Origin of the sequence: Hymenobacter aerophilus DSM 13606, assembly GCF_000382225.1 — a bacterium.
Taxonomy (GTDB): Bacteria; Bacteroidota; Bacteroidia; order Cytophagales; family Hymenobacteraceae; genus Hymenobacter; species Hymenobacter aerophilus.
Genome location: NZ_KB907800.1, coordinates 137653 through 150168 on the forward strand (window position 1 = coordinate 137653; position 12516 = coordinate 150168).

General features: G+C 62.1%; 10 protein-coding genes. 5 read left to right on the plus strand and 5 right to left on the minus strand.

All coding sequences use genetic code 11. The features are described from left to right. The first annotated feature begins 15 nt into the window (after positions 1–15). From H145_RS0100720 to H145_RS0100730, 3 genes are all read left to right on the plus strand, one after another. A complete protein-coding gene (locus H145_RS0100720) occupies positions 16–1452 on the plus strand; it encodes a hypothetical protein (protein WP_019946213.1) in 1437 nt (478 codons plus the stop codon). Between the two features lie 75 nt (positions 1453–1527). Continuing rightward, positions 1528–3849: a B12-binding domain-containing radical SAM protein gene (locus tag H145_RS0100725; protein ID WP_019946214.1), complete on the plus strand. Its 2322-nt coding sequence runs from the start codon at positions 1528–1530 to the stop codon at positions 3847–3849. Positions 3850–3980: 131 nt separating this feature from the next. After that, positions 3981–4475 (plus strand): DUF6252 family protein, encoded by a 495-nt coding sequence (locus tag H145_RS0100730; RefSeq protein ID WP_019946215.1) that lies wholly within the window; start codon positions 3981–3983, stop codon positions 4473–4475. 84 nt (positions 4476–4559) lie between these two features. Here H145_RS0100730 and H145_RS0100735 read toward each other — a convergent pair whose 3' ends face one another. The 4 genes from H145_RS0100735 to H145_RS0100745 form a co-directional block, all read right to left on the minus strand. Beyond that, entirely contained in the window at positions 4560–4817 is a 258-nt protein-coding gene (locus H145_RS0100735; RefSeq protein WP_019946216.1) for a hypothetical protein, read from the minus strand. A 133-nt stretch (positions 4818–4950) separates the two neighbouring features. Further along, positions 4951–6495 (minus strand): TonB-dependent receptor domain-containing protein, encoded by a 1545-nt coding sequence (locus H145_RS24665; RefSeq protein ID WP_051102958.1) that lies wholly within the window; start codon positions 6493–6495, stop codon positions 4951–4953. Continuing rightward, positions 6483–7409, minus strand: a complete 927-nt coding sequence (locus H145_RS24670; RefSeq protein ID WP_051102959.1) for a TonB-dependent receptor — start codon at positions 7407–7409, stop codon at positions 6483–6485. Before H145_RS24670 ends, H145_RS24665 begins: the two co-directional genes overlap by 13 nt. A 179-nt stretch (positions 7410–7588) precedes the next feature. Further along, entirely contained in the window at positions 7589–8962 is a 1374-nt protein-coding gene (locus tag H145_RS0100745) for an Nramp family divalent metal transporter (protein ID WP_019946217.1), read from the minus strand. Positions 8963–9186: 224 nt separating this feature from the next. On the opposite strand from H145_RS0100745, the gene H145_RS0100750 reads away from it, so the two are divergent. Continuing rightward, positions 9187–10179 carry a cation diffusion facilitator family transporter gene (locus H145_RS0100750; protein WP_019946218.1) on the plus strand — a complete coding sequence of 331 codons (993 nt, stop codon included), beginning with the start codon at positions 9187–9189 and terminating at the stop codon, positions 10177–10179. A gap of 52 nt (positions 10180–10231) precedes the next feature. Here the strand turns inward: H145_RS0100750 and H145_RS19335 are convergent, their stop codons facing one another. After that, the gene (locus H145_RS19335; protein WP_019946219.1) at positions 10232–11620 is read right to left on the minus strand and encodes a PQQ-dependent sugar dehydrogenase; all 1389 of its coding nucleotides are present in this window, start codon (positions 11618–11620) and stop codon (positions 10232–10234) included. A 123-nt stretch (positions 11621–11743) separates the two neighbouring features. Between H145_RS19335 and H145_RS19340 the strand changes: the two genes are divergently transcribed. Further along, positions 11744–12178 carry a GNAT family N-acetyltransferase gene (locus tag H145_RS19340; protein ID WP_019946220.1) on the plus strand — a complete coding sequence of 145 codons (435 nt, stop codon included), beginning with the start codon at positions 11744–11746 and terminating at the stop codon, positions 12176–12178. The last annotated feature ends 338 nt before the right edge of the window (positions 12179–12516 follow it).

Consider the following 12516-nt stretch of genomic DNA (forward strand, 5'->3'; position numbering starts at 1 on the left):
ACTGACTTTCTGACTATGCGCTTATCCGCTTCTTCGGTGCTGCTGGCCGGCATGCTGCTGGCCACGCCGGCCCTGGCCCAGCAAACCACCCCGCCCATGCCGGCCGACACGGCCCGCCACGCCATGCCGGGCATGAACCACGCCGGCCACGCCATGCCGGGCATGAACCACGAGGGAATGAACCACGAGGGTATGGACCACGGCGGCATGGAAAACATGAGCCACGCCTACTCGCGCAACCTGCCCATGAACCGCAACGGCTCGGGCACCGCCTGGAACCCCGACAACACCCCCATGTACATGTGGATGCACCACAAGGGAGCCTGGATGATTATGAACCACGGCGCCATCAGCCCGCGCTTTACCAGCCAGAACATCGGCCGCAAAAACGGGCAGCGCGGCGGCAGCACCTTCGATGCGCCCAACTGGTTTATGACCATGGCCCAGCGCAACATTGGCCAGAAGGGCCTGCTCAACCTCACGGCCATGCTCTCGCTCGACGTTATCACCGACGGCAACAACGGCTACCCGCTGCTGTTCCAGAGCGGCGAGGCCCTCGATGGCAAGCCGCTGGTCGACCGCCAGCACCCGCACGACTTGTTCTCGTCGCTGAGCATCGGCTACACCCACGCTTTTACTAAAGATGTGGACCTGAGCCTGTACGTGGGCTACCCCGGCGAGCCGGCCATTGGTCCCGTGGCCTTCATGCACCGGATTTCGGCCATGCCCAACCCCGATGCCGCCCTGGGCCACCACTGGCAGGACGCCACCCACATCACGTTCGGAGTGGCCACGCTGGGGCTGCGCTACAAGCAGTTCAAGCTGGAAGGCTCCAACTTCACGGGCCGCGAGCCCGACGAGCACCGCTTCGGCTTCGACAAGCCCCGCGCCGACTCGTGGGCCGGCCGCCTGAACTGGAACCCCACCCCCGCGCTGGCTTTGCAGGTGAGCCGGGCCTTCATTAAGAGCCCCGAAACGCTGGCGCCCCAGGAGGACGTGAAGCGCACCACGGCCTCCATCATCCAGAGCAACACTTGGGGCGACTACCGTTACATCACCTCGGCGCTGGTCTGGGGCATGAACCAGCACGTAGAGGACGGCCACACCGACAAGGCTTCGCACTCGGTGCTGGCCGAAACCAACGTGCAGCTGGGCAAGCCGGCCGTGTATGGGCGCTACGAGTTTGTGCAGAAATCCGACGAGGAGCTGCAGCTACCAACGCCTGAGTATCCAACCGCCTCGCACCCTACTTTCAATGTGCACTCGCTCACGGTGGGCGCCAACTACCGGGTGGCGCAAGTGGCCAACATCGACTTCACGCTGGGCGCCCAGGCCACCGTGTACCGCCCCGAGGAGGCTATCCGCCCTTTTTACGGCAGTACGCCGGTGTCGGGGCAGGTATATCTGCGGCTGAACCCCTCGCTGATGAAGATGGGCAAGATGAAGATGTAGCCCAACCGCCCAAGGCGGCGGGCGGGGCCGTACCTTTGCGGGCACCTTTCGGGCCGGCCGGTGGTTGCTTTCCGCATGGCCGGCCTGTTGGGCTTGGCTGGCTTTTCCTTCCGACTTTTTCTCGTTGACTTCAAATTGACTTCCCGCCCGCCCAAAGTCCTGCTCATCACGCCGCCGCTCACGCAGCTCAACACGCCCTACCCGGCCACGGCCTACATCAAAGGGTTTCTGGGGGGGCGGGGCTACGCCGTGGCGCAGGCCGATTTGGGTTTGGAGCTGGTGCTGAAGCTATTTTCGCGGGCGGGCCTGACGCGGGTTTTCGCCGAGATTGAGGCCGGCGACTTTGTGCTAAGCGACAACGCGCGCCGGATGCTACGGCTCAAAAGCAGCTACCTGAGCACCGTGGAGCCCGTCGTGCGCTTCCTGCAAAACAAGGACTCCACCCTGGCGCCCCGCATCTGCCATTCGCGCTACCTGCCCGAGGCCAGCCGCTTCGACAACGTGGCCGACCTGGAAACGGCCTTCGGCACGATGGGCCTCTCCGACCAGGCCCGCCACCTGGCCACGCTCTACCTCGAAGACCTGGGCGACCTGCTCAAGGAAACCGTGGGCCCGCAGTTCGGCTTTTCGCGCTACGCCGAAAAGCTGGCCATGTCGGCCACCACCTTCGACGGCCTGCACGAAGCCCTGCAAGCCCCGCCTAACCTGCTCGACCGGATGCTGCTGGAGCTGCTCGACGACCTGCTGGCCCGCACGCAGCCCGACATCGTGGGCTTCACGGTCCCGTTTCCGGGCAACCTCTATGGGGCCCTGCGGCTGGCCGGCCGCGTGAAAGAGCTGCGCCCCGCCACCTACACGCTCATGGGCGGCGGCTACCCCAACACCGAGCTGCGCACCATCCAAGAGCCCCGCTTCTTCGACTATATCGACTTTCTGACCCTCGACGACGGCGAAGGCCCGTGGCTAAGGCTTTTGGAAGCCGCGAGCCACAAGCTGCAAGCTCCAAGCTCCCAAGCGCTGGTCAGTGAGCCAGAAAGACGTCAGCTTGGAGCTTGGAGCTTGCAGCTTGTAGCCCCCTTGCAGCGGACCTTCCTGCGCAACGCTGCCGGGCAGGTGGAGTACGTCAACCACCCGCAGCCCGATATTCCGCACCCCGAGGTGGGCACGCCGGACTATTCGGACTTGCCGCTGAGCGAGTATTTGTCGGTGATTGAAGTGCTGAACCCGATGCACCGGCTCTGGAGCGACGGGCGCTGGAACAAGCTCACGGTGGCCCACGGCTGCTACTGGAAGCGCTGCTCGTTCTGCGACGTCACGCTCGACTACATCGGCCGCTACGAAACTGCCCCCTCGGCGCTGCTGGCTGACCGTATCGAGCAGATTGTGGCTCAGACCGGCCAGACCGGCTTTCACTTCGTGGATGAGGCTGCCCCGCCGCTGGCGTTGCGCGATTTGGCCATCGAGCTACTCAAGCGCCGCACCGGCATTACGTGGTGGGGCAACATCCGCTTCGAAAAAACCTTCTCGCCCGATTTGTGCCGGCTGCTGGCCGCCAGCGGCTGCATTGCCGTGAGCGGGGGGCTGGAAGTGGCTTCCGATAGGCTGCTGGCCCTCATGGAAAAGGGCGTCACCATTGCCCAGGTAGCCCGCGTGACGGACGGCTTCACCCAAGCCGGCATCATGGTGCACGCCTACCTGATGTATGGCTTCCCCACCCAAACCACCCAGGAAACCGTGGACAGCCTGGAAATCGTGCGGCAACTTTTCCAGGCGGGCATCGTGCAGAGCGGCTACTGGCACCGTTTTTCAATGACGGCCCACTCGCCGGTGGGCCGCAACCCGGCCAAATACCAGGTGGCGGCCGTGGGCCCCGAGCCCGGCCCCTTCGCCTGGAACGACTTGTGGCACGACGACCCCACCGGCACCGACCACGAGCAGTTCGGCGCCGGCCTGGCCAAGGCGCTCTACAATTACCTGCACGGCGTGGCCCTGCACGAACCGCTGGGCTTCTGGTTTGATTTCCGGGTACCCAAAACCACCGTTCCCCGCCACGTAGTAGCGCAGGCCCTGCAGGAGCCCGTCAAGCCCGATTTTGCCAAGCAGAACCAGCGTCTGTTCTGGCTCGGCAACGCGCCCGAGTTGCGCTTGGAACCCGGCAAAAAAGGCGGCCGGGCCGTGCATACCTTCTACGAGCAGGCCGAAGACTTCGAGCTAAAGCTGCCCGCCGCCCTCGGCCCCTGGCTGCACGAGCTGCTCACCTGCCTAAGCACCGATTACGACACGAAAATCCTGCTCAAAGACGCTGCCCGCGACTTCCCGGCCGGCCATTCCTTCGAGCAATTCCTGACGTCGGCGGCGTGGCTGACGTTGCGCGAGAAGGGGCTGCTGGTGCTGTAGCGGCGGCGGATGCACAACTGGCACGACACCTCAGCAGCTCATGGGCTGATATATTGCTATTTATAGGGCATCTGGAACGAATATTGTCGGAGAAGCGACACGATAATTCCCACTCTTTAATGCCTCTGGCTATGCCCACCTTTTCCCATCGTTTGGCCACTTTAGCCTTCGCAGCATCGCTGTTGGCTTTAACCGCCTGCTCCAAGGATGACGACAGTTCCGCCCCGACTCAGCCGGGGGTGGCCAGTTGGATATTGGAGGGCCAGAAGCTGACCTCCTCAACAGGATATGGCGATATAAATTTTGATAGATTGGATATCTATATCTACCAGGAAGTTACTATTGCCAATTCTAAAGGCGTGGGACTTAACCTGGAGCTGCATGTTCCTATGAAAGTGGGGACATATACTATTGGCTCCAACTCTATCGCAAATGCCCGCTTTGCCGACCCCAATACTTACATTGGAATTGACGCTTATTCGGCTGACGCTGGCTACGTTACTGTTTCTAAGCTCACAGCCTCAACCGTTTCTGGCACCTTTGCTTTTACCGGCAAAAGCCTCCGGAATAATCAGTTAACAAAGCGCGTCACGGATGGGGAATTCACTATTAATATTCAGGACTAAGCTGGCAACCAGCCGTCGGATATAGCCCAACACAAAGCCCGCTAGCAGGTCGCCAGCGGGCTTTGTGTTGGGCTATAGTAACTATCAGAAGCTACCGTCCTTTACGCACTGACGAATCAGGTCTTTCAGGCGGTCGATGTTCTTAGTTTCCTGGGTTTTCATGTCCTGCCAGAACTGCTTGCCGTCTTTGGAGCCGCCTTTTTCTGCGTTGGCAATGTACTGGTCGTAGCGCCACAGGGCGTCTAGGCGCGTGTTCAGGTCGTGCACCAGGTCGTGGGTGTGGTTGGGAAGTCCTTTGGTTTCGCCGACGTGCTTTTCGGCCTGGTCATTTGCATTAGCCATAAGTACAGGAGTTTAAAGTGGATGGAATATATTGTTCAGCTAAACGAAGAACTTCACTTTGGGTTATGAACAGACATTAAAGTGTTCATAGTCAAAAGGTAGCAACTAACATACAGCCTTGCTAGACGCCCCCTTAAAACGGCACGACCACCTTCACGCTCAGGTTGCGGCCGGGACTGTAGATGCCCAGGCGGCCGGTGGGCGAAGCGCGGTAGTACTCGAAATATTTGAGGCGGTTGAGGTGGGCCTGGTACGCTACATCGAACAGATTGTCAGCCTGCAACACCAGTTGCAGCACGTCGCGGCCGGCGGCGGTGCGCAGGGTGGTCCCGGCGCCCAGGCCCGTGAGCACGTAGCCGGGTGTGGCAGTTTCGGCCCCATCCACGGCGTAGAAGCGGTTCTGGCGGGCGGTGCCGGTTACCGACAGGCGCAGGTAGCTATTCGCGAGGAGGCGGCCGGACTGGTCGGGCAGCGTGAAGCGCAGTTCCGTTTGGGCGGTGGGCGCCGGAATCAGGGTCAGGTAGCGGCCATCGTCGCCGGCCCGTTCGCGCAGGGGTTTATTCTCGTTGACGCCGATGACGAGGGCCGCGCCGGTGCGCCAGCTCAGCCACGGCAGCGCCCGGGGCTGCACATTGAAGGCCACTTCGCCCCCGAAAAGGTTGGCCGCTGCCTGCTCGAACTTGTAGGTCGAGTTGCCGAACTGGTCGCTCAGGGCCTGCCCGTTGGCATCAAACTGCTTGGCCTGATAGATGAAGTTCTCGACGTGGTTGTAGAACGCCTCGGCGCTGGCCTCGAAGCCCGGCGTTTTCCAGAGCACGCCCACGTCCTCCTGCCAGTTGAATTCGGGCTGGAAATCGGGGTTGCCCAGGTAGATGATGTGGGCACCGGGGTCGAGGCCGTTGGAGCCGATTTCGGGGATGTTGGGGGCCCGGTAGCCCCGCGCCACGTTGGCCCGCAGAATTAGGTTAGGTCCCACCGCGTACGAGCCGCCCACGCTGGCCGACACGCCCGGGTACACTTTATGGAAGTCCGAGAACTGCCGGTCGGCGCCGGGCGTGTTGGCGTCGGCTTTGGTGCCGAAACCGGTAACCGGGTCGATGCCGGTGTAGAAGTCGTTCCAGTCCACCACGCGGGTGTCGTAGCGCAGGCCGCCGGTCAGTTCCAGCGCGCCAAACGCCTTTTTCACCACCCCAAAGCCTCCGATATCGAACAGCCGGTAGGGCGGAATGGCGAAGTCGGTGGCGTTCAGGTGCTGGTTGTGCTGGCCCATGCCGTTCACGCCCACCGTCAGCTCGTAGCCGTTGAAATCCTGAAACAGGTAGCGGACCTGGTAGTTAAGCGTAGTCAGGCGCAGGTCGAGGCCGGGCTGCCTGGGGTCGGTGGGGTGGTTGAACTCCTGGCGGTGGTTTTGCTGCACGCCCAGCAGCAGGCGCAGCTCGCCGGGGCCGGCTTTCAGCTCGCTCGTAGCAAAGGCCCGGTAGTGCTGGATGTGCTGGTAGAGGTTGCTGATGGCGTAGCTCTTCAGCTCCTGCTGGCTCACTACGGGCCGGTTGTTGAAGTCGTCCTGGTCGCCGTCGAACACCTGCCGGGTGAAGGCGCGGCTCAGCGAGTCGCGGCTGCCGTCCGGAATTTCCTGGAGGTTGTTGTAGGCTGTCAGCCAGATGTTTACCGCCCCCACTCCTTACGCACGCCCACCATGCCCGTCAGGTTCAGCTCTCGGAAACCGGTGTTGTACACGAGGCCATCCACCGCGTTGCGGTAGTCGCGGGCGAGACGGTGGCTGCCGCGCAGGCTGGTTTGGAAACCGTTTTTCTGGTAGTTGAAGGCCAGCGAGTTGCCCACCAGCCCGTTCACCGACTGGTATTCGGCCAGGGCTTCGCCGTGCAGCTCGCCGTTGGGGCCGGTGGGCAGGGCCGGCAGCAGGTTCACCACGCCGGCCACGGCATCGGAGCCATACAGCAGGCTGGATGGGCCCTTCACCACTTCCACCCGGTCGAGGCCGTAGCCGTCAACCTCAATGCCGTGCTCGTCGCCCCACTGCTGGCCTTCCTGGCGCAGGCCATTGAACATCGTCAGCACCCGGTTGTAGCCCAGGCCCCGGATGAAGGGCTTGCTGATGTTGGGACCAGTTGTAACGGCGGCCAGCCCCGGCACTCCGCGCGCGGCCGCATCAATGGCGTTGCCGTTGGCGTTGAGGCGGATTTCGCGGCCGGTCAGGGCGGCGATGGGCACCGGGGAGCGGCGGATTTCCGTGCTCCGGCTCACCCCGGTCACCACCACTTCGCCCAACGTGCTTTCGGTGGATTGCAGCCGCACCGTGAGCGGCTGGGCCAGTGGCAGCGTAACGGTTTGGTTAGCTGTGGTGTAGCCCACAGCGCTGACCTGCACCTGTTGCGGGCCGGCCGGCAGGTCGGCAACAGTGAAGCGGCCGTTTTCGTCGGCAGCCGCACCCTGCTGCAGGGCGGGCAGGCCCACGTTGGCAAACGGCACGGGCTGGCCTTTCTGGTCGAGCACCCGGCCGCGCAAGGCGCTGGTTTGGGCCAGGGTCGGCAGCGTCAGCAGCAGGAGAAAGAACGTAAGGTATTGTTTCATTTAAGGAGTATTAACTTATTTTTTAGATTTATCTAAATTCATAGCCAAAAAGAAAAGCCACTTATCTATGTGGCTCTTCCGTCTGTGGCCCCAGGGCTGAAGCCCTGGGCTACAGAGCGGTTCCAGCCGAAAACCCGAACCGCTGACTAGCCCAGGGCTTCAGCCCTGGGAACCAGGTGCTAGGCGCCGGTGAAGAATTGGTAGAGCAGGTAGCCGTTCAGGCTCAGAATGATGGCCGATACGGTCCAGCACACGGCCTGTAGCCAGGGCTTGTTCACGAACACGCCCATCTTGAGCTTGCTGCCCGTGAAGAGCACCAGCGGCACTACGGCAAAGCTCAGCTGCAACGACAGCACCACCTGGCTCAGCACCAGCAGCTCGCTCGTGCCCTTCTCGCCGTACAAAATGGTAACGATGAGGGCCGGCACCACGGCAATGGCGCGGGTGATGAGCCGGCGCACCCAGGGCTTGAGCTTGATATCGAGGAAGCCTTCCATCACGATTTGCCCGGCCAGCGTACCGGTGAGCGTCGAGTTCTGGCCCGAGGCCAGCAGGGCAATGGCAAACACGGCCGAGGCCGCGCCCGCGCCCAGCACCGGCGTAAGTAGCTTGTGGGCGTCGTAGATGTCGGCCACGTCGCGCAGGTTGTTGCTGTGGAAGGTGGCGGCCGACACGACCAGGATGGCCCCGTTCACGAAGAAGGCCAGAAACAGGGCCACCGTGCTATCAATAGTGGCAAACTTGATGGCCGAGCGCTTGGCCGGCTCGGTGGGCGCAATGGCGCGGGTTTGCACGATGCTGGAGTGCAGGTACAGGTTGTGCGGCATTACGGTGGCGCCCAGAATACCAATGGCCAGGTATAGCGCGTGCGGGTCGGTTACAATTTCGGGCTTCGGAATCAGGCCTTCAGCCAGGGCGAAATAGTCCGGGTTGGAGGCCACGATTTCATAAAGGAAGCAGCCGAAAATCACGAAAATCAGGCCGGCCACGATGCTTTCGATGATGCGGAAGCCCTTGCTCTGGAAGTAGAGCACCACCAGCACATCGAGAATGGTGAGCACCACGCCCCAGGTGAGCGGAATGCCGAAGAGCAGGTTGATGGCAATGGCCGAGCCGATGACTTCGGCCAGGTCGCAGGCGGCAATGGCAATTTCGCACAGCACCCAAAGCACGAACGAGACGGGCTTGGAGTAATGGTCGCGGCAGGCCTGGGCCAGGTCGCGGCCCGTCACGATGCCCAGCTTCACGGCCAGGTGCTGGAGCAGCATGGCGAAGAAGTTGGAAATCAGAATCACCGACAGCAGCATGTAGCCGTAGCGGGCGCCGCCCTCGATGTCGGTGGCCCAGTTGCCGGGGTCCATGTAGCCCACGGCCACCATCAGGCCCGGCCCGGTGAAGGCCCAGAGCTTGCGCCAGAACGAAGCCCCCTCGGGCGGCACCGTAATGGAGGCGTATACTTCCGACAGCGAGTTGGAGCGCCGGGCGTAGCGCCAGCCGGCCTCGGGCGGCGGCGCGGTGGGCGAAGAAGCAGAAACGGGTACGGGTTCAGACATAGAGGCCAGGGCGTGAGCGGGCCCGGTTCGTAGCAAAGGTACGAAGGGCTGCCTAATTTAGATTCGCCTAAAATTAAATTTTAAAGCATCTATCTTACTCATTCCGGGCAGAAAAGTTGTGCGCTTTCCGGAACGGCGGAATTTTCGCGGGCCGGCTGGCGTCGGGTAAGGCCGGACGGATGGTTAGCTTTGCCCCTTCCGCGCTCCTTTCCTTGCCTTCTGCCATGTCGCTGCCCCTGAAAACCCGCTATGCTTTGCTTTCGCTCGTGGTGAGCGTGGTGCTGGTGGGCGTGAAGTTCTACGCCTGGGCCCTCACCGATTCGCAGGTGGTGCTTACCGACGCGCTGGAGTCCATCATCAACATTGTGGCCAGCGCTTTTGCGCTCTACAGCATCTACCTGGCCGGGCTGCCCAAGGACGAAAACCACCCCTACGGCCACGGCAAAATCGAGTATCTGTCGGTGGGCTTCGAGGGCGGGCTGATTCTGATGGCGGGCGGCTACATTTTCTATGCGGCGCTGCTGGCGCTCTGGGAGCCCCACAGCGTGGCCCGGCCCGACTGGGGCATTGGGCTGCTGGCCGCCACGGCCCTGGCCAACCTGGGCACCGGCTGGCTGCTGGTGCGTGCCGGCCGCCAGCACCACTCGCCGGCCCTGGTCGGCGACGGCCAGCACCTCTACCTCGACGCCGTGAGCACCTTCGTCTCGTGCGCCGCGCTGGGCCTGGTCATGCTCACCGATAACGTGCTCTACGACGCGCTGGCGGCCCTGGGGCTGGGGGCGTTCATCGTGCTCAATGGCTTTCGGATGGTGCGCCGCTCGGTGTCGGGGCTGATGGATGAGGCCGACGTGGCCACCGTGCAGCAGGTGGTAGCCGAACTGCAGGAGCACCGCGAGCCCGCCTGGATTGACGTGCACAACCTGCGGGTGCAGCGCTACGGGGCCAGCCTGCACATCGACTGCCACGTGACCATGCCCTACTACCTGAGCCTGGAGCAAACCCACGAGCAGGTGCACGGCATCGAGGCGCTGGTGGCTCAGGAGTTCGAGGTGCCCGTAGAAATGTTCGTGCACGCCGACCCCTGCACCTTTGCCGCCTGCTGGCACTGCCGCGTAGCCGACTGCCCCGTGCGCCAACACCCCTTCACCCAGGAAATCCCCTGGACGCTGGCCAACGTGGCGAAGAACGAACGGCACCGGCTGGAGGTGAGTGAATGAGGCGGTGATTTGGTGAAACCGTCTGGTCATCCTAAGCAGGTGGTGCGTCGAATCACCAAATCACCAACCGCTGGTTCCGGCTGCCATTTTGCACCAGGTACACTCCCGGCTTCAAATGCTCAACCGACACTATCACCTGCTTCTGCCCCGCCGGAAAGCGGGCGGTCTGCATCTGGCGGCCCAACGCGTCGCTGATGATAATGACGTCATCTGCTAAAGCAGGCCGTTCCAGCGTGATATTGCGACGGGCGGGGTTGGGCCAGAGGCGGAGCCGGGCCGCGGCCGGAGCGGTGGTAGCCGTGGCTACGTAGGCGCGGTTTTCGAGCACCAGAATCCGGTCGTCGGTTGGGGCGGGGCTGTTGCGGCCGTCGCGGTTGCTGGTGCCCACATACACCCGGCCCTGGGGCGAGACGCAGATAGCCCGCAGCCGGCCGAAGCCCGTGAGGTAATCGGTGCGGGTGGGAATGGCGTCGCCGGCGGCGTTGAGGGCCAGGTCGGTGAGGCGGCTGCCTTTCAGCGACGCCAGCAGCAGGTGGTTCTGCCAGCCCGGAATGGCGGGCGAGTTGTAGTAGGTGAGGCCTGCCACGCCCAACGTGGGCGTCCAGGTGGTGAGGGGCTCGCGCACGTTGTTCTGGGTACAGAAGGTCTGCTCGGCGGGCTGGTTGCAGAAGCCTTCGACAGTGGGCCAGCCGTAGTTGCGGCCGGGCTCGATGAGGTTCAGTTCGTCGTCGTTGTTGGGGCCGTGCTCCGAGCTATAGAGGCGGCCGCTGGGGCTGCGCACGAGGCCCTGGGGGTTGCGGTGGCCCAGCGTGTACACCGGGCTGCCGGCGGTGGGATTGTTGGCCGGCACGCTGCCATCGAGGTTGAGGCGCAGGATTTTACCGTTGAGCGAGGCCGGGTTCTGGGCCTGGGGCTGCTGCTGGGCGTCGCCGGTGCTCATGAGCAGCGTACGGTCGGGCAGGATGAGCAGGCGCGAGCCGCTGTGGGTGCTGGTGGCCGGAATGTTGCCCAGCAGCACCAGCGGGGCCCCAAGCGTGCCGTTGGCGTAAGTCAGGCGCACCAGCTTTTCGAGGTAGATGCCGTTTTCGGTGTAGTTGTACACCACGTACACGTAGGGTGAAGTGGCGAAGTCGGGGTGCAATGCCATGCCCAGCAGCCCGCCTTCGGAGGAAGTAGCCACATCGGCCAGGGTAATAAGCGGCGTAACGGCGCCCGTGGCGGGGTTTACCCGGCTGATACGGCCGCCGCGCTCAGTCATCCAGATAAAATTATCGGGGCCCCACACCAGCTCCCAGGGTACCGTCAGGCCGGTGGTTAGGGCCGACACGGTGACGGTGGTGGCGCCCACCGGGAAAGTAGTAAGCGCTGGCAGCGGCGTTTGGGCAGCCAGGGGCGTGGCAACGAGTAGCAGAGCGGACAGGCAGTTGTAAAGGCGGTTCACGTTCAGGGCTTTTAGTGAGCAGGAGCAGGTTCAAAAGATAAAGAAAATGAACGACTTACAGCCTCCTGCTTTCACTTTTGCCGCTGTCTGCCGTTCTTGCTCCCGCATAAACTGCTACTACTCATGTTCACCGTTAGCACCGACACTGCCCGCCTCGACGTGGCCCTGATTCACGAATACCTCAGCCGGCAGTCGTACTGGGGCTTGGGCATGCCGCTGGAAACGCTGGAGCGGGCGCTGGCCAACTCGCTCTGCTTCGGCCTCTACGGGCCCGATGGCCGGCAGGCGGCCTTCGCGCGGGTGGTTACCGACCGGGCCACCTTTGCCTGGATCTGCGACGTGTTCGTGCTGCCCGAGTATCAGGGCCGGGGCCTGGGCAAGCAGCTTGTGGAGGCTGTGATGGCCGAACCCGAACTGCAGGGCGTACGCCGCTTCATGCTCGCCACCCTCGACGCCCACAGCCTCTACCGCCGCTTCGGCTTCCAGGATTTACCGAATCCCGAGCGGTTTCTGGAAATCAAGAAGCAGAACCCGTACGGGGTGCCCACAGGTAATTAGTGGCTACCTAAACGGCGCCCGCCAATGGGCGTTGTTTTGTTTTTTAGGATAGGCAATGTGTTTTATTCAATTTTTTTTCTTCAATGTAAAAATCAATATATTAATTGCAAAATGAATCTACACCTTATGAATTTTTACTCCAAACATCTTCATGTGCTACAGCGCCTGCACTATTTCACATCGAAACACAATCGAATTCCTTATGCGCATGTAACCGCTATAAGTAGTTTATTGATATACACAAACTTGTATTCACTTTATGGAATACTGATGCAATTGAACGTCATCCCTGATTTTATAAACAGTAAGGCTATTGTGGTAGTAATATTGAGCATTGT